The organism is Bradyrhizobium sp. dw_411 (assembly GCF_018449695.1).
Lineage (GTDB): Bacteria > Pseudomonadota > Alphaproteobacteria > Rhizobiales > Xanthobacteraceae > Bradyrhizobium.
This window is the reverse complement of record NZ_JAAVUY010000019.1, coordinates 17,975-38,286: the sequence shown is the minus strand read 5'-3', so window position 1 is coordinate 38,286 and position 20,312 is coordinate 17,975. Positions and strand designations below refer to the sequence as shown.

Genomic DNA, 20,312 nt, shown 5'->3' with positions numbered 1-20,312 from the left:
TCAGGCCGTCCGGCGCACAAAGCTCGGGTTGAGCTCCTTCACCGAGCGCACGCCGCATTGCTGCATGGCGGCGCGGGTTTCGGTGCGGACGAGTTCGAGCACGCGCTCGACACCTTCCTGGCCGAATGCGCCTAGACCCCACAGATACGGCCGGCCGATGCCGACGGCCTGTGCGCCCATCGCAAGCGCCTTGACCGCGTCGGTGCCGCGGCGAAAACCGCTGTCGACGATCACGGGGAAGCGGCCGTTCACCGCCTTGATGATTTCCGGCAGCGCATCGATGGTGGAGCGGCCGTAATCCTCGCCGCGACCGCCGTGGTTCGAGACGAGAATGCCGTCCATGCCGTTCTGCACGGCCAATTCGGCATCCTCGGCGGTTACGATGCCCTTGAGGATGATCTTCATCTTGGTGACGTCGCGCATCCGCTTGACGGTATCCCAGTTCAGATTCGAGGATTCGCCGCCGCCGGTAATGCCGGAGAGATCGATGCCGTCGTAATTATGCCGCCGGTTCGAGCGCCCCGCAAAACTGCTGCGGTCGTGGCAATCCGAGCATTCGCGCGTATCGGTGCGCCGCAGCCGGAACATGGTTTCCTGATTGCGGCCCGCAACGCGATCCACCGTGACCGCCAGCACCGGACAGCCGGCGGCATCGGCGCGCTTGATCAGCGCCTGGGCGACTTCCCAGCGCGGCGACGCATAAAGCTGGAACCAGATCGGTGCGCCGCGCGCCTTGGTGACGTCTTCGACCGAATAGTTCGACGAGGTCGACAGCATCTGCATGTGATTGCCGACCTTGGCCGCCTTGGCGACCGCAATCTCGCCATCCGGGTGAAAGAACTGGTTGCCGCCGGTCGGGCACACGAAGATCGGCGAGTCATATTTGATGCCGAACAATTCGACGCTCATATCGACCTTGGACACGTCGACGAGGCGGCGCGGATTGAGCTGGAATTTCTGGAAGCCCTCGCGATTGGCGCGCAGCGTGACTTCGTCGTCCAGACCGGACGCCATGTAGCCGAAATGCGCCGGTGGGGTGTTCTGGAAAGCGACCGGTTCGAACTCGAACACGTTGATCGCGTCTTTCGGGCTTTTGATGAGGTCGCCGCTGCCGGGCGGCGCCCACAGTCTCGGATCGGGCAGTTTGGACGGGGTTTCCGCGCCGTAGGCCGACAGAGCGCCGGAGGCCATCAAGGGACTGGTTGCGAGGTATTGGAGGAAGCGGCGGCGGTTGGTGTCGCGCACGGTTGTCATTGGAAGTTTCTCCCTGAACTGTTTTTATTATCGGGAGACGATAGCAGCCGGTGAGGGCGCCCGGAAGCCATGAAAGCAATGTCTTGGCGGCAATGCCCCATAAAAATGGCCCCGGTTAAGGGGCCACTCGTCATATCAAGCAACAACAGGCGGCCAGCGGCGCGCGTGTGACGTATTACTCGTTGGCCTCCGGCGGCAGGAAGTTCACTTCGTGCTCGGCCGAGATGCGGACGATTTCGGCGACGTCGGTCAGATTGTGCAGCCGATTGAACAGCGCCTCGAGCTTCTGCGTCGGCGACACCCAGAACAGCGCCCGTGCCGGCTTGTCCGATTTGTTGAAATAGCCATGCGGAATGCCGCGGGGCAGGCGGACCAGATCGCCGGCCTGGGCCTGCACCCAGACGCCGTCCAGTTTCAGATCCAGAATGCCGTCCTGCACCAGAATGAATTCTTCCTGGGTGGGATGGATGTGGACCGGGACGAACTGGCCGGGATCGCTATTGGTCTCGAATGCGAAGGTGGAATCGGTGACTGCCTTGGGGAAATAAACCTGTCCGAGGATATTCCAGGTCTTGCCGGAATAACCGGTGCCGTTCTTGGTGATGCCTTTTTCGAGAGCCGCCATAATCGTCCTCCCTTGTTGCGTACCTGCGCAAAAGCTACCTGCGGGGCAGGGGCTGTCAAGTTGCAAAAGCTTGCAAGTTGCAAAAGCTTGAAGTTTAAAATATATGCAATCCGGTCCGCTGCAAAATCGTCGCACCGGTGAATTCATTCGGGGAGAACTGCGCATGCCCGCACTGCCGCATTCCCTGCATGCGCTCGTCACCGGCGGTGGACGTGGCATCGGCCGCGAGATCGCAGCCGGGCTGGCGCGCGCCGGCGTCACCGTTACGGTGCTCGGCCGCGACCGCGCCACGCTGGATGACGCGGTCGCCCAGGGCGCGGCGCATTTCGCAGTGGTGGCCGATGTCGCGGATCAGGCCGCCGTCAATGCGGCGATCGCGCAGGCCGCCGCGCGGCAGCCGATCGATATTCTCGTCGCCAATGCCGGAGCCGCTGAATCCGCGCCCTTCGCAAAGTCCGACGTGGCGTTGTTCAGGCGCATGATCGACGTCAATTTCATGGGCGTGGTGCACACCATTCAGGCGGTGTTGCCGTCGATGCGCCAGCGTCCTTATGGCCGCATCGTCGCGGTGGCCTCGACGGCCGGGCTGAAAGGCTACGCTTACGTCAGCGCCTACAGCGCGGCCAAGCACGCGGTGGTCGGCCTGGTGCGTTCGCTGGCGCTGGAACTCGCGACGACGAAGGTGACGGTCAATGCGGTATGTCCCGGTTTCACCGATACCGATCTGGTCGCCGGCAGCATCGAGAACATCATGAAAAAAACCGGCCGCAGCCATGAGCAGGCGGTGGCTGAACTCGCTAAACACAATCCGCAGGGGCGGCTGGTGTCACCGGCGGAAGTCGCAGATACCGTGTTGTGGCTGAGCGGCGAGGGCGCCGGCGCGATCACCGGACAGGCGATCGCGGTGGCCGGCGGAGAGGTATAAGAGCGCGTCGTGCGCGGGTTATAACAACCGTCATTCCGGGGCGTGCGAAGCACGAACCCGGAATCTCGAGATTCCGGGTTCGATGCTTTCGCATCGCCCCGGAATGACGGGAAGAATCGAAGGAAGGAAAATCCCATGACCAAACCAGCCAATCCCGTCACGCTGCCGCTGGCAGATTTCTCGCCGCAGCATTTCCTGCTCAAGGTGGATGGCAGCGTTGCGACGGTGACGCTGAACCGGCCCGAGCGAAAAAACCCGCTGACCTTCGAGAGCTACCGCGAATTGTCGGATTTCTTTCGCGCCTGCGCGTTCGACGATCAGGTCAAGACCATCGTGGTGTCCGGCGCGGGCGGCAATTTCTCGTCGGGTGGCGATGTGTTCGAGATCATCGGCCCGCTGGTGAAAATGGACACCAAAGGCCTCACGGCGTTCACCCGCATGACCGGCGAACTGGTCAAGGCGATGCGCGCCGCGCCGCAGCCGATCATCGCGGCGGTCGACGGCATCTGCGCCGGCGCCGGCGCCATCATCGCGATGGCCTCCGACATGCGCCTCGCGGCTGTGGGCGCCAAGGTTGCGTTCCTGTTCAACAAGGTGGGGCTTGCGGGATGCGACATGGGCGCCTGCGCGATCCTGCCGCGCATCATCGGCCAGTCGCGTGCTTCGGAACTGCTTTACACCGGCCGCTTCATGACCGCGGAGGAGGGCGAGCGCTGGGGCTTCTTCAGCCGCATCGTCGCGCCGGAGCATGTGCTGTCGCAGGCGCAGCTTCTGGCCAAACAGGTGTCGGAAGGGCCGACCTTCGCCAACACCATGACCAAGCGGATGCTGGCGATGGAATGGGCCATGTCGATCGAAGAGGCGATCGAGGCCGAGGCGATCTCGCAGGCGCTGTGCATGACCACAGCCGATTTCGCCCGCGCCTTCGAGGCGTTCTCGAACAAGGTGAAACCGGCGTTTCAGGGGAATTGAGGGGCTCCTCATGGTGAGGAGGCGCGTAGCGCCGTCTCGAACCATGAGTTTGCGGCCATCCTTCGAGACGGCCGCTTTGCGGCCTCCTCAGGATGAGGACCTGTCGTGGGATGAGCAACTTGCGGGCTGTTACAGGGGCACACCCACCCCTCCCTCATGGTGAGGAGGCGCGATAGCGCCGTCTCGAACCATCTTCGCCGGTGCCTTCCGGCCGGTTACAATCAGGTGAAGAACTTGCAGGCAAAGGGGCTTGCCGGGAAATTGTTTTAGGTTTAAAATATCTCGGACGGTTCAACTGATGCACCGGAGGCTCTCATGAAGATCGCGATCATCGGTGGCGGACCGGCGGGTCTTTATTCGGCGATTTTGCTTAAAAAGCAGCGGCCGGAAGCCGAGATCACGGTCTATGAGCGCAACCGCGCCGACGATACTTTCGGTTTCGGCGTGGTGTTCTCCGACGCCACGCTCGACAATTTCGAGAAATACGATTCCCCGAGCTATCGCCGCATCACCCAGGAATTCGCCTATTGGGACGATATCGCCGTGCATTTCCGCGGCACCGTGCACCGGGTCGGCGGCAACGGTTTTTGCGGCTGCTCGCGCCGCCAACTGCTGCTGATCCTGCAGCAGCGGGCGCGCGAACTCGGCGTCACGCTGATCTTCGAGGCCGACATCGACGATGAAGCGCGCTTTGCCGACGCCGATCTGGTGGTGCTGGCTGACGGTATCAACAGCCGCTTCCGCGACAAATATGTCGAGCATTTCCAGCCCGAAGTGGACATGCGCTCCAACGTGTTCGCCTGGATGGGCTCGACCCGGCCGCTCGATGCCTTCACGTTCATCTTTCAGGAGACCGAGTGGGGCCCGTTCATCGCCCACGCCTATCAATATGAGGCCGGACGCTCGACCTGGATCTTCGAGACCGATCCGGAAACCTTTGAGCGCGCCGGGCTCAAGGGCCTCAGCGAAAAGCAATCGGCCGATCGCATGGCCGAGATTTTCGGCTGGTTCCTCGAGGGCCATCCGCTCCTGACCAATCGCTCGATGTGGCGCAATTTCCCGATGATCCGCAGCAAGCGCTGGGTCAAGGGCAACATGGTGCTGCTCGGCGACGCTAAGGCGACCGCGCATTTCTCGATCGGCTCGGGTACCAAGCTGGCGATGGAAGACGCCATCGCGCTATCCGATGCGATGCTGCGCGCGCCGACGGTCGAGGCCGCGCTGAAGCAATATGAAGAGGGGCGGCGCGAGGAGGTCGAGAAGACCCAGCACGCCGCAGATGTCTCGCTGGTCTGGTTCGAGCATGTCGACCGGTTCTGGGATTTCGATCCGGTGCAGTTCGCTTTCGGCGTGATGACGCGCGCCAAGGCGATCACCTACGACAATCTGATGCTGCGCGCGCCGGACTTCGTCGGCGAGGTCGACAAGGCCTTTGCCAAACAGGTTCGCGCCGGCGGACTCGACGTAGATGTCGAGAAGCCCGCGGCGCCGATGTTCCAGCCGTTGAAATTGCGCGAGATGACGCTCGCCAACCGCGCCGTGTTGTCGCCGATGTGCATGTATTCCGCGACCGAAGGCGTGCCCGGCGATTTCCATCTGGTGCATTACGGATCGCGCGCGATCGGCGGCGCCGGGTTGATCTTCACCGAAATGACCTGCGTCGGCCGCGATGCGCGCATCACGCCCGGCTGCACCGGCCTGTGGAATGACGAGCAGGAATCCGCGTGGCGGCGCATTGTCGATTTCGTTCATACTAATTCCGCGGCAAAAATTTGCCTGCAACTCGGCCATGCCGGGCGCAAGGGCGCCACCAAACTGATGTGGGACGGCATGGACCGTCCGCTCGAACAAGGCGGCTGGGACGTGCTGTCGGCGTCGCCGATTCCCTATTATCCGGACAGCCAAGTGCCGCGCGAGATGGACCGCGCCGCGATGCAGGCCGTGAAGGCGGAATTCGTGCAGGCCGCGGAACGCGGCGAGCGCGCCGGCTTCGATATGCTGGAACTGCATTGCGCGCACGGTTATCTCTTGGCGAGCTTCATTTCACCGCTCACCAATACGCGCACGGATGATTACGGCGGCTCGCTGGAAAATCGTCTGCGCTTTCCGCTCGAAATATTCGAGGCGCTGCGCGCGGTGTGGCCTTCGCACAAGCCGATGTCGGTGCGCATCTCCGCGACCGATTGGGCCGATGGCGGCATCGTCGGCGACGACGCGGTGCAGATCGCGCGCGCCTTCGCCGAAGCCGGTGTCGATCTGGTGGATGTCTCGACCGGGCAGACCGTGCGTGATTCCCGCCCGGTCTATGGCCGCATGTTCCAGACGCCATTCTCCGAGCAAGTCCGCAACGAAGCCCGCGTCGCGACCATGTGCGTCGGCAACATCACGACATCAGATCAGGTTAACACCATCCTCGCGGCCGGCCGCGCCGATCTGGTGGCGCTGGGGCGGCCGCATCTCGTTGACCCCGCGTTTACGATGAAAGCGGCGGCGTGGTACCGCGCCGATGATATTTTCTGCCCGCCGCCTTATTTGCCCGGCAAGGAGCAGATTTTCCGCAACTCCGTTCGCGATCGGCAGGACTTCGACGACCTGAAAATTAAGGCTAAGCCCAAGACCCGCGCGGAGTTGAAGGCGGAGGCGACAAAGCCGCTTGCGGCGGAGTAAGGCGCTATGCGAACTTACCATAGAAGATAAAGGCCCTGTCGGCGCGCGTTAAGTATGAGTGGAGTAGTGCGATGAAGGCGATTATCGTCGGAGGTGGTATCGGGGGCCTGACCACGGCGCTGATGCTGCGAGCCCGCGGCATCGGATGCGAATTGTTTGAGCAGGCGGACACCATCCGCGAACTCGGCGTCGGCATCAACACGCTGCCGCATGCGATCCGTGAACTCGCCGGGCTCGGTCTTCTGCAGAAGCTCGACGACATCGCGATCCGTACCGACGATCTGTATTATCTCAATCGCCACGGCCAGGAAGTCTGGCGTGAATCCCGCGGCGTCGATGCCGGCCATGACGTGCCGCAATTCTCGATTCATCGCGGCCGCCTGCAGAGCGTGATTCACAGCGCTGTCGAAGAACGTCTCGGACCTGACGCGATCCACACCGGTTGCCGACTCGGCGCCTTCAGCCAGGACGAGGGCGGTGTTACCGCGCATTTCTTCGATCGCACCGGCAGCCATACCACGACCGTGCGCGGCGACATTCTCATTGGTGCTGATGGCATTCACTCGCGGGTGCGCGAGACATTATTCCCGAACGAAGGCCCGCCGTGCTGGAACGGCCTGATGCTGTGGCGCGGCGCACGCGACTGGCCGAAATTCCTCACCGGAAAATCGATGATCGTCGCCGGCGGTCTCAATGCCAAGGTCGTGGTCTATCCAATCGCGGAGGGCTCGAGCCCGTCCAACCGCTTGACCAATTGGGCCGTGCTGGTGAAGGTCGGCGACAGCAACACGCCGCCGCCGCGCCGCGAGGACTGGTCGCGGCCGGGCCGGCGCGACGAATTGATGCCGCATGTCGCGCGGTTCTCGGTGCCTTATGTTGACGTGCCCGGTCTTATTTCGGCGACGTCCGAATTCTACGAATATCCGACCTGCGACCGCGATCCGTTGCCTTATTGGACCAGCGGCCGCGTCACGCTGCTCGGCGACGCCGCGCATCCGATGTATCCGGTCGGCTCGAACGGCGCCTCGCAGGCTATTCTCGATGCGCGTTGCCTCGCCGACTTGCTGGCCCGCTCCGAACATCCGCGCCAGGCCTTGCTGGCCTACGAACAAAAGCGCCTGCCGATGACCGCGGAAGTCGTCCGCTCCAACCGCCGCGGCGGCCCCGAAGGCGTGATCGACGCCGTCGAACAGATCGCGCCGGATGGATTCACCGATATCGACCAAGTGCTGAGCTACAGCCAGCGTGAAGCGATTGTGAAGGGCTATGCGAGCAAGGCGGGATTTGCGGCGTTGCCGGGACTGGCGGCGGTGAGGGCTTAGGCTTTCGCGTTACTCGCTCCTCGTCATTGCGAGGAGCGAAGCGACGAAGCAATCCACCCATCGTCATACGCTGCGCGATGGATTGCTTCGCGGAGTTTATCATCGGGCGCGCATTCGCGCGACCCGTTGGCTCGCAATGACGATCTTCAATCTCTAAGCCGTCATTCCGGGATAGTCCGAAGGACCAGACCCGGAATATCGAGATTCCGGGTTCGATGCTGCGCATCGCCCCGGAATGACGGGATCGCTCACGCCCCCGGAGGGGGCGGCAGGAAGTGGATGTTGTATTCGGCGGCCAAGGCCACCACCTCGTCCGGTTTCTGTTCCTTCATGTTGTTGAGGGCCCAGAACAGATCGTACAGCTTCTGGCTCGGCGACACCCAGAACAGCACTTTCGCGGTCTGGTCCGATTTGTTGAAAATGCCGTGCGGGATGCCCATTCCCAGGCGAATGAGATCGCCCGGCGTGGCCTGCGCTTCGGCGCCGGCCAGCATGAAGTCGAGCTTGCCTTCCAGTATGTAGAGATATTCGTCCTGGTCGGGATGGATGTGTGGCGGCACGAAGGTGCCGGGCGGGAATGTCGCGTGCCAGGAGAAGGAATGATCGGTGCAGCTTTTCGGCACATAGGTCTGGCCGAGGATATTCCAGGAAATGCCCTGCATGCCCTCATTGGCCCGGGTGATGCCGGTGATTTCGCTCTTCATTGATGTTCCCTTCCAATCATTTATCTGGACGCCAAAAAGCGCTGTCCTGTTCAGTTGCCCGGTGTGCATTCCTTGGCGTAGCGGTCGCCGTAATTCTCGAACACCTTCTGGACGATTTCGGTCTGGAATTTGCCGTCGGGGCGCTTGGCCACCTTGGTCAGATAGAAGTCCTGGATCGGATAGCCGTTGGTGTTGAACTTGAAGCCGCCGCGCAATGAGGTGAAGTCGGCCTTCTTCAGCGCCGCGATCACGGCATCCTTGTTCGACAGGTCGCCCTTCACCGCCTTGACCGCGCTATCGATCAGCAAGGCCGCATCATAGCCCTGCATCGCGTAGGTGCCGGGCACGCTGTTATAGGCGGCTTCATAGCCCGCGACGAATTTCTTGTTCTGCGGATTGTCGAGATTGGGCGCCCAGTCGGCACCGCCGAACATGCCGACCGCCGCATCCTGCTGCGCCGGCAGCGTCGATTCATCGACGGTGAAAGCGGAAAGCACCGGGATCTGATCGGCGAGGCCAGCCTGCTTGAACTGTTTTACCAGACCCACGCCCATGCCGCCCGGCATGAAGGTGAACACCGCGTCGGGCTTGAGCGAGGCGATCTTTGAGAGCTCGACCTGGAAATCCAGGGTGCCGAGCGGAATGTAGGATTCCTCGACGATCTCGCCCTTGTAGTCGAGCTTGAAGCCGGCGACGGAATCCTTGCCGGCCTGATAGTTCGGCACCATGATGTAGACGCGCTTGTAGCCGCGATCCTGCGCGACCTTGCCGAGGATCTCATGCACCTGGTCGTTCTGGTACGAAGTCACATAGAAATACGGGTTGCAGTTCTTGCCGGCATAGCTTGAGGGACCGGCATTCGGGCTGATCAGGAAGGTCTTGTTGTCCGTCACCGGCTTGTGGATCGCCTGCAGGATATTGGAGAAGATCGGCCCCACCACGAAATCGACCTTGTCGCGTTCCAGAAGGCCCTTGACCTTGCTCACCGCGCCGTCGGGCTTGAGTTCGTCGTCGGCCACCACGACCTCGACATCCCGGCCGCCCATCTTGCCGCCGAGATCCTTGACCGCGAGCGCGAAGCCGTCGCGGGCCTGCTGGCCGAGCCCTGCGGCCGGACCGGACAGAGTGAGGATCACGCCGACCTTGATCTTTTCCTGCGCAGCCGCCGCATGGGCGGATAGAGCGAACGCGAGCGCAAATCCGGCCAATCCCAACTGCTGTTTCATGATCTCTCTCCTGATCGGCCGAGGTGGCCGGGTCCGCGTCACACGATCCGGGCCTTCGGGCCGGAAGCTTATTCTGAGGATGGCGGTCGCCGCAAGCAGCGCCGCCACCTTGCGAAGTCTGGGGTAAACCATGCAAGCGGCGCGCCAATTGTTTGAACCTTAAAGCAACTGGGAAACCCGCTGTTCACCCCGTCAATCGGGGCTGCCCAACGGCGTTTTGACTTGCGGCATCCCCTGAATTATTTGAAGGTCAAAAGATCGTTCCGGGCCCCGTTTCGGTTCGAAGCAGGTATGATTGCAACATGATCCTTGATTCCGAGACCAAGGCCGTCGAACTCCCGGAAGATCACGGCAACGAGCTTCGGCTGTGGCTGCGGCTCCTGACCTGTACCACCCTGATCGAGGGCGAGGTGCGCAGCCGGCTGCGCGAGGGCTTCGACGTCACGCTGCCGCGTTTCGATCTGATGGCGCAGCTCGACAAGGTGCCGGAAGGCATGACGCTGTCGGATGTCTCGAAGCGGATGATGGTTTCCAACGGCAATGTCACCGGGCTGGTCGAGCGGCTCGTTGAATCCGGCCATCTCGACCGGCGCACGTCGGATACCGATCGCCGCGTCCAGGTGATCCGGCTGACCAAAGCCGGCCGCGCCGAATTTCGCAAGATGGCCACCGAACATGAAAGCTGGATCGCTGATCTTTTCGCCGATCTCGGCCCCAAGGATGTCCGCGAATTGATGCGCCTGCTGGCCAAGACCAAGGCCTCGGCGCAGAAGTCCGCGCAGAAGCGGGCGGGCATCGCGTGACCGGCATCGATTACGAGGTCGAATACAACAACCGGGCGCGGGTTCCGGAAAATCCGGCGCTGATCGCGGGGTGGGCAAAGGACGCCGCCGCCTATCGTGACAAACATGCGCCGCGCACCACGTCCTATGGCCCGAGCGCACGCAACCTTATCGATTTCTTTGCCGGCGATGGCCAAAGCCCCGCAGGCAATAATGCCCCGATCGTCGTCTTCATCCATGGCGGTTACTGGCAATCGCTGGATACTTCGTTTTTCAGTCATCTGGCCATTGGGCTGAACGCCCATGGCATCGACGTTGCCATTCCCGGTTACGATCTCTGCCCCCAGGTGAGTGTCGCAGACATCATCGGACAGATGCGGATGGCGACGCGTGAACTGGCGCGGCTGGGGCGGCCATTGGTCATCAGCGGCCATTCCGCCGGTGGCCATCTGGCGGGCTGCATGCTGGCGACCGACTGGCCGGCGCTCGATGCGTCATTGCCGGCCGATCTCGTGATTGCAGCCTACTCGATTTCGGGCCTGTTTGATCTGGGACCGCTGGTCGGCACTTCCATCAACAAGGCGCTGGGTCTCGACCAGACCACGGCGAGGGCCGCGAGTCCGCTGTTGTGGCCGGCGCCAAAACACGGCCGCCTCGACGCGGTGGTCGGCGGCAATGAAAGCGCGGAATATTTCCGCCAGAGCCAGACCGTCGTCGATGTCTGGGGCAAGGCCGGGATTGCGACCCGGTTCGGCACGGTTCCCGGCGCCAATCACTTCACCGCGATTGCGCCGCTGGCCGATCCGGAATCGCTGATGGTCTCGCGCCTGCGCGAATTGGCGGCGGGCTAGTACAAGTCTCAATAAACCGCCCGTTGCCATGCTTCGAGACGCTCGCGATGCTCGCTCCTCAGCATGAGGGTGCGTGTTGTTTCAACACCTTAGGTCCTCATCCTGCGGAGGCCGCGAGCGGCCGTCTCGAAGGATGGGAAGCAATGCGAATTTGCGATCCAAAAAGCGTGTGATCGGCCGGATTTGGCCCATTGCGCAAAATTACTTTAAGTATAAAATGATTGACTATGGAGCGCTGCCGGACGCCCTGGATTTCTTGAGCCTTTGATCCTGAAATGACGGGACGATGGAGACGAGCGAAATGTCGGGTAAAACTTCCAGCTTGGGCCCATCAGGGCATGTCGACGATTTCACGCGGCGAAATCTGCCGCCGTTCGAGCAATGGCCGGACTTGCTGCTGGACCGGCCGGAGTTTCAGTATCCCGACTATATCAATGCCGGCGTCGAACTGACCGACCGGATCGTCGAAAAGGGATATGGCGATCGTGTCGCGCTGATCGGCAACGGCCGCCAGCGCACCTATAAAGAACTTGCCGATTGGTCGAACCGCCTGGCGCATGCGCTGGTGGAGAATTACGGCGTCAAGCCCGGCAACCGCGTTCTGATCCGTTCCGGCAACAACCCGGCGCTGGTGGCCGCATGGCTGGCCGCGACCAAGGCCGGCGCCGTTGTCGTCAACACCATGCCGATGCTGCGCGCCGGCGAATTGACCAAGATCATCGACAAGGCCGAGATCGCGCTGGCGCTGACCGACAGCCGCATCGCCGATGAACTGGTGGCCTGCGCCAAGACCAGCAAGTTTCTCAAACAAGTCGTGAATTTCGACGGCACCTCGAACCATGACGCCGAACTCGACCGGATTGCGCTCGGCAAATCCGTGAAGTTCGACGCCGTCAAGACCGGCCGCGACGATGTCGCGCTATTGGGATTCACCTCGGGCACGACAGGCGAACCGAAAGCGACGATGCACTTCCATCGCGATCTCCTGATCATCGCCGATGGCTATGCGAGGGAAACCCTTGGCGTCACGCCGGACGACGTGTTCGTGGGATCGCCGCCGCTGGCCTTTACGTTCGGGCTCGGGGGGCTTGCGATCTTTCCGTTGCGCTTCGGCGCTACCGCGACGCTGCTCGAAAACGCGTCACCGGCCGAGATGGTCAGGATCATCGAGAATTATAAAGCAACGATCTGCTTTACGTCGCCAACAGCGTACCGCGCGATGATGGGCGCGATGGACAAGGGCGCGGATCTGTCGTCGTTGCGTCTGGCGGTTTCGGCCGGCGAGACCTTGCCGGCGCCGGTGTTCGAAGACTGGACCCGCAAGACCGGCAAGACCATTCTTGATGGTATCGGCAGCACCGAGATGCTGCATATCTTCATCACCAACCGGATCGGTGATGCCGCTGCCGGCACCACCGGTCGTCCGGTCACGGGGTATGAAGCGAAGATCGTCGACGACGAGATGAAGGAATTGCCCGTGGGCACTCCGGGCAAGCTCGCGGTGCGTGGCCCCACGGGTTGCCGTTATCTGGCGGATGCGCGGCAGACGACTTACGCGCGCGACGGCTGGAACCTGACCGGTGATACCTTCGTGAGTGACGCGCAGGGACGTTTGTCGTTCGTGGCCCGCTCCGACGACATGATTGTTTCTTCGGGCTACAACATCGCCGGTCCCGAAATCGAAGCCGCGTTGCTGACCCATCCGGCGGTGGCCGAATGCGGCGTAGTCGGCGCGCCCGACGAAGCGCGCGGCATGATCGTCAAGGCCTATGTGGTGCTGACCGCAACTGTCACAGGCGATGCTGAACTCGCGACAGCGCTGCAGGATCACGTTAAGCGCGAGATCGCGCCCTATAAATATCCGCGTGCGATCGAATTCGTGACCCAGTTGCCGAAGACGCAAACCGGCAAGCTTCAGCGATTTACGCTGCGGCAGATGGCGCAGACCGGTGCGTCCTCATCCGGCATGGCCGCGGAATGATTTTTTGATCGTCATTGCGAGGAGCGAAGCGACGAAGCAATCCATAACCTTTGTGTATGAGAGATGGATTGCTTCGCTGCGCTCGCAATGGCGGAATTCTTGAATGAAGGAGAATGACCCGTGAGCATGCCGAAAGGGCCCAGCCTCGCTGTCCGGCCTGCGACCAAGGACGAGACGCCGCCCACGGGCTTGCAGATCCTGCAGCCGAGTGGCTGGCCGATGCCGAGAGGCTACGCCAACGGCATCGCCGCCGATGGCCGCCTTGTCGTGACCGGTGGCGTGATCGGCTGGGATGTTCTGGGACATTTGCCGGCGGATTTCATCGCGCAGGTCCGTCAGGCGCTGAGCAACATTTCGGCCATCCTCGCCGAGGGCGGCGCGCGGCCCGAACATCTCGTGCGTCTCACCTGGTATGTCGTCGACATGGACGAATATCTCGGGAGCCTGAAGGCGCTCGGCGCGATCTATCGCGAGATTTTCGGCGCGCATTATCCGGCGATGGCGCTGGTCCAGGTGGTGCGGCTGGTCGAGAAAACCGCCAAGGTCGAGATCGAGGCGACCGCGGTGGTGCCGCGTTAGCTTCTCAAATCCGCAACGGCTTCAACTCAGCAAGTCGCTTGTAAGCCGCAGCCGCATTTCGCAGCAGGCGTTTCTCGCGCTTGGGGCTGAGAAACGGCTCCGACGCCAGCGCCCCGCCGCGCCCCACCGTCGCCGCCAGCGACCGGCCCCGCGCATCGTCATTCAACTGCCCGAGGGATTTTTGCGCCTCGCGCAGGCATTTCACCGTCGCCTGCTGCTTCTTGATCTCATCGCCCGAAATCAGATCGGTGACGGACTCGATGGCGTAATTGAGCTTCTTGTTCAGGAGGCGCAGCCGATGGCGTTTTTTGGTGCCGAATTCCCGCAGCTTGCGGCTCTTCTTCACGAGTTTCTTCTGCCACCGCGCCAATTGCCGCGTACTGTAGTCGGCGACCGGACAGGCGCGTTGTTGGGCGGCTTGCGCGCCGGTCTTCCTGCACCAGGCTCCCTTTTCGACCCAGGCGGCGGTGCTTTTGACCAGCCGCTGATAGCGGGTCGATCGAAGCACACGCGCCAGATGCCGCTGGCTTACGGCGCGTTCCCGTTTCCAGGATCGATCGTCCGCCTGCTGGCTTTGTTGATTGATTTCCTTTAGCCGCTCGATCGCGACATCGAGGTCGCGCACGACGCCGAGATGGGAGTTCAACCACTTCAACTCATCCCGTATTCGCGTCTGTTGCGGGCCGGCCACCATCGGCGAGAAGAACGACATCGCGGTGCGCAACCGTGTGACCGCAATCCGCATGTGATGCAAGGCGTCGGCGTCGCCCAAGCAGGTCGCGGCGTGATGGGTGGTCAAATCCTTCAGGCCGCGGCGCGTGATAACCCGGAAAGCCGCGTCGCATGGCATTGTGGCCTCGAGCCGCACAGCAAGCGGACGCCGCGGTTGTGTTCGCGTGGCGCGGGCAGGGGATTTGGCGGCAGGTTTTCGCGATGGCGACGACACCATGAGGGTAAATTGCCCGTTTGCCCAAAGCTTGGCAACCAAAACGCTTGGTAACCTGATCACCAAAAGCTTTATCACCAAAAGGCTTGGCAACCATTCGGCAACCACGAGTGGGGCTTTAAGGCTTTACCCGGAGAGATGATATCCGGGTTTTATTCCGGCCTTGTTTTATCGCAAGCCTTGCGTCACCTGCCGTGCTTGGCGGCAAAGCCGGCCTGATCGGGTGCAGCTTCCAGGCCGGCGATCCGGCCGGCGTCGCGGGCCATTTCGCCATGGATCGTGTGCAGGCCGCGGACGGCCTGGTCCAGCGCCGGATCGCTCCCGCGGATTGCGGCCACGAAATGTGCGATCCATTCCGTATCGAGCTTGACCCGCGTCAGGCCATCGCGGCTTTTCTTGCGATCGAGTGATCGATACACCGCCTTGGCGCGGGCCGCGTCCGCGGAGCAGCCGAGCAGGCCCGCGATCTCGTCATATGTCATCCAGATCTGCGGCATCGTGCTGTCTCCGTAAAGCAAAAGCACGCTGCCCCAACTTGATGAATACGACGTTTCCGTCCCCGCTCTCTCAAGATAGATAAATTTAATCAAAACAACTTTTAATAGTATTTATCCCGCGAAATTCATGGTTGATGATTTGCGAATACTTTGCCATTCGGCGCCCGAGCAACGTCCAAACGCTTGTCCGGTCATGATCTTTCGCTAGTCTAGGGTTTGGATAACGGCAACATCGGCGTGCTGCCCCACATCTCTGCCCGAATGCGGTGATTTGCCCTTTTTTGCGGAGTCGTGCCGGCTTTGCTGCTGGAGATTTGATGGGCGTGGCCCAGGACAAGACGGCTGAAGCGCGGGGAAGCTCGGGCAACAAGTTGACGGTGCTGCGCAAGCACCCGATTTTCTGCGACCTCGATCCCGAGGCGTTCGACCAGCTCTGCCGCTATGCCAAGCACGCCACGCTCAAGCGCGGTGAAACAATCTTTTCCAAGGGCGACCCCGGCAACAGCCTGATCGCGGTGATCCGCGGCACGGTCAAGATCAGTATTTCCTCGGCCGAGGGCCGCAGTGCGATCCTCAACCTGATCGGCCCCGGCGAGATTTTCGGCGAAGTCGCGCTGCTCGATGGCCTGGCGCGAACCGCCGACGCCACCGCCAATTCCTCTTGCGAGATTTTCGTGATCGACCGCCGCGAATTTATTCCCTTCGTGCGCAGCCAGCCGGCGCTGGCAATGAAATTCATCGAGCTGTTATGCGCGCGCGTGCGCTGGACCAGCGATCAGGTCGAACAGGTGATTCTGCAGGATCTGCCGGGCCGGCTCGCCAGTGCGCTCATTCGCCTGACCGAAAAACACAAGCTCGCGCCCGAAGGCCGCACCATCGCGATCACCCAGCAGGAAATCAGCGAAATGGTCGGCATGACCCGGGAAAGCATCAACAAGCAACTGCGCGCCTGGGCCGCCCGCAACTGGGTCCGCCTCGAGCACGGCGCCATCGTGGTGCTGGATGCCGAGTCGCTGCTGACGCTGGCCGGTGCCGGCGGGGAAGACGATTAGCGGGAGACGGTGGCTCTCATGGTTCGAGACGCGCCAACGGGTCCGCGCGAAGCGCGGCCCGATGATAAACTCCGAAGCGCTCCTCACCATGAGGATTAAAGACCTCGTCCTGAGGGTCTGAGGTCCTCATCCTGAGGAGCATCGCGAAGCGATGCGTCTCGAAGGATGGAGCAGCGGGCATTCGCTGGTTCGCGGCAACCATTGATTTCCCTCGGTGTGAAGCATCTCACATTCATCCGGCGCGTCATGCGCTAGACATGCGTGGGGTACATCCTCAATGTGGAGGCGACCATGCACGGTTCGTTCGAGAGATCAGGCAAGAGCGAGAGTTTCTCCGATCGCTGGCGTATCGGGTTCTTTGTGTTCCCCGTGGTGCTGGCGGCGGCGCTAATCGCGCTGGCGATCCTGGAGCCGGCCTCATCCAAATGGATATCGGAAGCCGCGCAATCGGAATTTGCGGGTGTCTATGCGATGCCGGACTCCGGTCCAACACAGCTCGCGCGGCCGGCCATGGAAATCCGGACCGTCAAAGCCTATTGAGGCTAGAAGGCCTCGAACCATCCAAGTTTTACTAAATTTTTCAGAGATAGCCTTCGCCGGCTTCGGCGGCGAAACGGCCGGGATCGCCTTCCCACACGATCCGCGCATGTTCCAGCACATAGACCCGGTCGGCATGCGGCAGCGCGAAGGTGACGTTCTGCTCGCCGAGCAGTACCGTGATCGGCGTGGTCTGGCGCAGCTTTTCCAGCGCCTTCGACAACAGCTCGAGAATGACAGGTGCCAGGCCGAGCGTCGGTTCGTCCAGGATCAGGATTTTCGGCTGCATCATCAGCGCGCGGCCGATCGCCAGCATCTGCTGTTCGCCGCCGGATAGCGTCTGCGCCATCTGGCCCTGGCGCTCCCTGAGAATCGGGAACAGGTCGAACAGCCATTCGAGCTGCTTCTGCCGCGCCTCGTCCGTGAGGTGCTGGCCGCCGAGATCGAGATTTTCGCGCACGCTCATCTCGCCGAACAATTCGCGCGATTCCGGGCATTGCACGATACCGCTGCGGGCGATCCGCGCCGGGCTGGTGCCGCGGAGTTTCTCGCCGTCGCGGACGATTTCGCCGCTATAGGGCAGGAAGCCAGAGATCGTATTGAACAGCGTGGTCTTGCCGGCGCCGTTCAATCCCACCACCGAGACGAACTCGCCTTGATGGACATGGATCGATACGTTCTCCAGCGCCTGCGCCTTTCCGTAGTGCACGCTGACATTCTCGACCTGCAGCAGCGGCACCTTGTCCTTGAAGCTGGTTTCCGGACGCGCCGACGTCTCGATCGCGCCGCCAAGATAGACCCGCCGCACGGTTTCGTTGCGCATCACTTCGTCGGCGCGGCCAGTGACGATTTCCTCGCCGAGATACATCGCGAGCACGCGATCGACCAGGGCGGCGACGCTCTTGACGTTGTGATCGACCAGTAACACCGCGCGGCCCTCGTCGCGGAAACTTCTGATCAGTTCCGAGAACGTGCCGACTTCGGCCAGCGTCAGCCCGGCAAAGGGCTCGTCGACCAGCACGACTTTCGGGTCGCGCGCGATCGCCTTGGCGAGTTCGAGCCGGCGCAAATCGGCAAACGGCAAGGTCGGCGGGCGGCGATCTATCACGGCGCCGAGACCGACGCGGTTGGCGATCCATCTGGCGCGCTCGGTCAGCGCCTTGTCGGCGAACAGCATGAACAGGCTGTCCGGCAACAGCGCGACCATGATGTTCTCCAGCACGGTCTGCCGGTTCAGCGGCCGCGAGTGCTGGAACACCATCCCAAAGCCCTTGCGCGCAATCTTGTGCGCGGGCAGGCCGGCGACGTTCTCGCCCTGGAAGATCACTTCGCCCGCGGTCGGGCGTTCGATCCCCATGATCGACTTCATCGCGGTCGATTTGCCGGAACCATTGGGCCCGATCAGGCCAAAAATCTCGCCGGCGCGCAGATCGAGGCTGAGGTTCTTCACGGCGGTGAGGCCGCCGAAGCGTTTCACGAGGCCGCGGACTTCGAGCACAGGCGGATTGTTGGTCACAGCGTCCATCACGAGCGCGCCTCGCGGGACAGGGCCGCTCCGAGGAAGCCGCCGGGGAAGAACAGCACCACCAATAGCGCAACCGCCGAGACGATGAAGGTCGCAAGTTCGCCGGTCGGCCGCAGGAATTCACCGGCCACGATCAGGAAGATCGCGCCGAGTGCGGCGCCCAGAACCGTGCGCCGGCCGCCGAGCACCGCGGCGACGATCACGTTGACCCCGACCGCGACGTCGACGACGGTGCCGACCGAGGCGGTGCCGAAGTAAAACACCAACAGCGCGCCCGATAGCCCCGAGAAGAAAGCGCTGACGATGAAGGCCGCGAGCTTGTGCTTGACGATGTTGAAGCCGAGCGCGCCGGCCTGAACCGGGTCCTGTCCGCTGGCCTGCAGCACCAGACCGATCGGCGATTGCGACAGCCCGTAGAGGATGATCGCGCTGATGGTCATGAAACCGAGCGCAATCCAGTAATTGACGCCGGCGTCGATCGAGATGACATCGGGAATGGTGAGACCGATTTCGCCGCCGGTCAGATCAGCGAACACCACGATGAAGTTCTGCAGCATCAGCACCGCAACCAGCGTGGTCAGCCCGAAATAAGGCCCGCGCACCCGCAGCGCCGGCAGCGCCAGCACAAAGCCGGCGATGACCGAGGCCAGCGCGCCGAGCACAATGCAGAGATAAACCGACCAGCCATATTGATTGTTGAGAATCCCGGCCGTGTAGGCGCCGACACCGATCAGGAAGGTCGGGCCGAAATTGACTTCACCGGCGAAGCCGAACAGCAGGTCCCATGCCATCGCGAACACGCCGAAATAATAGGCGACCGTGAGCAGGCCGAGGATGTAGCCGGAAACGTAAAGCGGCAGCGTCGAGGCGATGATCACGATAATGAGCGAGATAAAGAACAATCGCGATTTGAAGAAATTCGCCACGCTCATCGCCTCCCGAGCAGGCCTTGCGGCCGGATGTACATCACGATGACCAGCAGCAGCAGCGCCGGAATGGTCCGGTAGGCCGGCGAAATCAGATAGGCCGTGAAGGTCTCGAGATAGCCCACGACAAACGCCGCGATCAGCGAGCCGGACACGCTGCCGAGGCCGCCCAGCACCACGATCGAGAACGCGCTCGCGGTCAGCGGCCCGACGCTGTAGGAGCTGACGCCGAGGAACATGCCGAGCAATACGCCGGCGATACCGGCCAGGATGCCGTAGATCGCCCAGACCACGACATAGATGTTGGTGAGTTCAAGCCCGAGCAGCGTGACGCCGCGCGGATTCATCGAGGCTGCCAGCACCGCCTTGCCGGTGCGGGTGCGGTTCACGAGTAGCCACAGCAGGCCGATCACGAGGCAGCAGACCACGGCGGTGAAGATTTCGTTGCGCGGCGTGCGCACACCGAGGATCGCGACCACGCCCTCGACGATCGGCAGCACCGTCTTGGCGTTGTTGGTGAAGAAATACGCGATCAGTTCCTGGATCATGATCCCCCACAGCAGTGTGCCGGTGAGAACGAAGATTTCTTTCTCCTCGTTGGGAATCCGCGTCGATTTCTGGATCGGCTGCACCACCGCGAAATAGGTGACGATGGCGGCGATCAGCGCGACGCCGACGCCGATCAGCGCGCCGGCATAGGTGTTGACATGAAATACGCTGGCCGCGGCCCATGCGGCCACCGCCGCCAGCACCATGATGGCGCCGTGCGACAGGTTAAGCACGCCGGAGACGCCGAAGATGAGGGTGAATCCGGTCGCGCCCAGCGCGTACAAAGCGCTGATGGCAAAACCATCGATCAGAATCTGAAAGGCAAGCATTTAAATTGGCCCAAGCATCTAAATTGGCCGCAGCACCGCTGCCTCACTTCCGGGGAAAGCTGC

General features: G+C 62.1%; 19 protein-coding genes. 10 read left to right on the top strand and 9 right to left on the bottom strand.

Going from position 1 to position 20,312, the window contains the following annotated elements; translation table 11 throughout:
- Positions 1-1,254 carry an alpha-hydroxy acid oxidase gene (locus HB676_RS27135; RefSeq protein WP_213741554.1) on the bottom strand — a complete coding sequence of 418 codons (1,254 nt, stop codon included), beginning with the start codon at positions 1,252-1,254 and terminating at the stop codon, positions 1-3.
- Positions 1,255-1,429: 175 nt separating this feature from the next.
- Positions 1,430-1,879 (bottom strand): cupin domain-containing protein, encoded by a 450-nt coding sequence (locus HB676_RS27130; protein WP_213741553.1) that lies wholly within the window; start codon positions 1,877-1,879, stop codon positions 1,430-1,432.
- A 163-nt stretch (positions 1,880-2,042) separates the two neighbouring features.
- Here HB676_RS27130 and HB676_RS27125 point away from each other — a divergent pair, with 163 nt between their 5' ends.
- The 4 genes from HB676_RS27125 (at position 2,043) to HB676_RS27110 (ending at position 7,765) form a co-directional block, all read left to right on the top strand.
- Complete coding sequence (locus tag HB676_RS27125) at positions 2,043-2,804, top strand: SDR family oxidoreductase (protein ID WP_213741552.1); 762 nt, start codon at positions 2,043-2,045, stop codon at positions 2,802-2,804.
- A gap of 135 nt (positions 2,805-2,939) precedes the next feature.
- On the top strand, positions 2,940-3,776 hold the full coding sequence (locus HB676_RS27120) for an enoyl-CoA hydratase family protein (protein WP_213741551.1): 837 nt from the start codon (positions 2,940-2,942) through the stop codon (positions 3,774-3,776).
- Between the two features lie 315 nt (positions 3,777-4,091).
- Positions 4,092-6,443 carry a bifunctional salicylyl-CoA 5-hydroxylase/oxidoreductase gene (locus HB676_RS27115; RefSeq protein WP_213741550.1) on the top strand — a complete coding sequence of 784 codons (2,352 nt, stop codon included), beginning with the start codon at positions 4,092-4,094 and terminating at the stop codon, positions 6,441-6,443.
- Between the two features lie 71 nt (positions 6,444-6,514).
- Positions 6,515-7,765 carry a flavin-dependent oxidoreductase gene (locus tag HB676_RS27110; RefSeq protein ID WP_213741549.1) on the top strand — a complete coding sequence of 417 codons (1,251 nt, stop codon included), beginning with the start codon at positions 6,515-6,517 and terminating at the stop codon, positions 7,763-7,765.
- 248 nt (positions 7,766-8,013) lie between these two features.
- On the opposite strand, the gene HB676_RS27105 is transcribed toward HB676_RS27110, so the two are convergent.
- Complete coding sequence (locus HB676_RS27105) at positions 8,014-8,469, bottom strand: cupin domain-containing protein (protein WP_213741548.1); 456 nt, start codon at positions 8,467-8,469, stop codon at positions 8,014-8,016.
- A gap of 50 nt (positions 8,470-8,519) precedes the next feature.
- Positions 8,520-9,695, bottom strand: coding sequence for an ABC transporter substrate-binding protein (locus tag HB676_RS27100; RefSeq protein WP_213741547.1), 1,176 nt, complete (start codon positions 9,693-9,695; stop codon positions 8,520-8,522).
- Between the two features lie 302 nt (positions 9,696-9,997).
- Between HB676_RS27100 and HB676_RS27095 the strand changes: the two genes are divergently transcribed.
- The 4 genes from HB676_RS27095 (at position 9,998) to HB676_RS27080 (ending at position 13,888) form a co-directional block, all read left to right on the top strand.
- A complete protein-coding gene (locus HB676_RS27095; RefSeq protein ID WP_213741546.1) occupies positions 9,998-10,498 on the top strand; it encodes a MarR family transcriptional regulator in 501 nt (166 codons plus the stop codon).
- Entirely contained in the window at positions 10,495-11,328 is an 834-nt protein-coding gene (locus HB676_RS27090) for an alpha/beta hydrolase (protein WP_213741545.1), read from the top strand. Before HB676_RS27095 ends, HB676_RS27090 begins: the two co-directional genes overlap by 4 nt.
- A 301-nt stretch (positions 11,329-11,629) precedes the next feature.
- Positions 11,630-13,309 (top strand): AMP-binding protein, encoded by a 1,680-nt coding sequence (locus tag HB676_RS27085; RefSeq protein ID WP_213741544.1) that lies wholly within the window; start codon positions 11,630-11,632, stop codon positions 13,307-13,309.
- Positions 13,310-13,429: 120 nt separating this feature from the next.
- A complete protein-coding gene (locus tag HB676_RS27080) occupies positions 13,430-13,888 on the top strand; it encodes a RidA family protein (RefSeq protein ID WP_346347434.1) in 459 nt (152 codons plus the stop codon).
- A gap of 4 nt (positions 13,889-13,892) precedes the next feature.
- On the opposite strand, the gene HB676_RS27075 is transcribed toward HB676_RS27080, so the two are convergent.
- A complete protein-coding gene (locus HB676_RS27075; RefSeq protein ID WP_249780495.1) occupies positions 13,893-14,738 on the bottom strand; it encodes a CHAD domain-containing protein in 846 nt (281 codons plus the stop codon).
- Between the two features lie 281 nt (positions 14,739-15,019).
- On the bottom strand, positions 15,020-15,331 hold the full coding sequence (locus tag HB676_RS27070) for a hypothetical protein (protein WP_213741542.1): 312 nt from the start codon (positions 15,329-15,331) through the stop codon (positions 15,020-15,022).
- Positions 15,332-15,654: 323 nt separating this feature from the next.
- On the opposite strand from HB676_RS27070, the gene HB676_RS27065 reads away from it, so the two are divergent.
- Together HB676_RS27065 and HB676_RS27060 are read left to right on the top strand one after the other, a co-directional pair.
- Positions 15,655-16,383 (top strand): cyclic nucleotide-binding domain-containing protein, encoded by a 729-nt coding sequence (locus HB676_RS27065; protein WP_213741652.1) that lies wholly within the window; start codon positions 15,655-15,657, stop codon positions 16,381-16,383.
- 291 nt (positions 16,384-16,674) lie between these two features.
- Positions 16,675-16,923, top strand: coding sequence for a hypothetical protein (locus HB676_RS27060; protein WP_213741541.1), 249 nt, complete (start codon positions 16,675-16,677; stop codon positions 16,921-16,923).
- A 40-nt stretch (positions 16,924-16,963) separates the two neighbouring features.
- On the opposite strand, the gene HB676_RS27055 is transcribed toward HB676_RS27060, so the two are convergent.
- The 3 genes from HB676_RS27055 to HB676_RS27045 are packed head-to-tail and all read right to left on the bottom strand — an operon-like array spanning position 16,964 to position 20,249.
- Positions 16,964-18,445, bottom strand: coding sequence for an ATP-binding cassette domain-containing protein (locus HB676_RS27055; RefSeq protein ID WP_213741540.1), 1,482 nt, complete (start codon positions 18,443-18,445; stop codon positions 16,964-16,966).
- Entirely contained in the window at positions 18,445-19,371 is a 927-nt protein-coding gene (locus HB676_RS27050) for a branched-chain amino acid ABC transporter permease (protein ID WP_213741539.1), read from the bottom strand. Before HB676_RS27050 ends, HB676_RS27055 begins: the two co-directional genes overlap by 1 nt.
- A 2-nt stretch (positions 19,372-19,373) precedes the next feature.
- Positions 19,374-20,249: a branched-chain amino acid ABC transporter permease gene (locus tag HB676_RS27045; protein WP_213741538.1), complete on the bottom strand. Its 876-nt coding sequence runs from the start codon at positions 20,247-20,249 to the stop codon at positions 19,374-19,376.
- Between the last annotated feature and the right edge of the window lie 63 nt (positions 20,250-20,312).

What these genes read in the sequence shown, in the direction of transcription:
- HB676_RS27135 (WP_213741554.1), bottom strand. Translation starts at nt 1,254, where the DNA reads ATGACAACCGTGCGCGACACCAACCGCCGCCGCTTCCTCCAATACCTC.
- HB676_RS27130 (WP_213741553.1), bottom strand. Translation starts at nt 1,879, where the DNA reads ATGGCGGCTCTCGAAAAAGGCATCACCAAGAACGGCACCGGTTATTCC.
- HB676_RS27125 (WP_213741552.1), top strand. Translation starts at nt 2,043, where the DNA reads ATGCCCGCACTGCCGCATTCCCTGCATGCGCTCGTCACCGGCGGTGGA.
- HB676_RS27120 (WP_213741551.1), top strand. Translation starts at nt 2,940, where the DNA reads ATGACCAAACCAGCCAATCCCGTCACGCTGCCGCTGGCAGATTTCTCG.
- HB676_RS27115 (WP_213741550.1), top strand. Translation starts at nt 4,092, where the DNA reads ATGAAGATCGCGATCATCGGTGGCGGACCGGCGGGTCTTTATTCGGCG.
- HB676_RS27110 (WP_213741549.1), top strand. Translation starts at nt 6,515, where the DNA reads ATGAAGGCGATTATCGTCGGAGGTGGTATCGGGGGCCTGACCACGGCG.
- HB676_RS27105 (WP_213741548.1), bottom strand. Translation starts at nt 8,469, where the DNA reads ATGAAGAGCGAAATCACCGGCATCACCCGGGCCAATGAGGGCATGCAG.
- HB676_RS27100 (WP_213741547.1), bottom strand. Translation starts at nt 9,695, where the DNA reads ATGAAACAGCAGTTGGGATTGGCCGGATTTGCGCTCGCGTTCGCTCTA.
- HB676_RS27095 (WP_213741546.1), top strand. Translation starts at nt 9,998, where the DNA reads ATGATCCTTGATTCCGAGACCAAGGCCGTCGAACTCCCGGAAGATCAC.
- HB676_RS27085 (WP_213741544.1), top strand. Translation starts at nt 11,630, where the DNA reads ATGTCGGGTAAAACTTCCAGCTTGGGCCCATCAGGGCATGTCGACGAT.
- HB676_RS27075 (WP_249780495.1), bottom strand. Translation starts at nt 14,738, where the DNA reads ATGCCATGCGACGCGGCTTTCCGGGTTATCACGCGCCGCGGCCTGAAG.
- HB676_RS27070 (WP_213741542.1), bottom strand. Translation starts at nt 15,331, where the DNA reads ATGCCGCAGATCTGGATGACATATGACGAGATCGCGGGCCTGCTCGGC.
- HB676_RS27060 (WP_213741541.1), top strand. Translation starts at nt 16,675, where the DNA reads ATGCACGGTTCGTTCGAGAGATCAGGCAAGAGCGAGAGTTTCTCCGAT.
- HB676_RS27055 (WP_213741540.1), bottom strand. Translation starts at nt 18,445, where the DNA reads ATGGACGCTGTGACCAACAATCCGCCTGTGCTCGAAGTCCGCGGCCTC.
- HB676_RS27045 (WP_213741538.1), bottom strand. Translation starts at nt 20,249, where the DNA reads ATGCTTGCCTTTCAGATTCTGATCGATGGTTTTGCCATCAGCGCTTTG.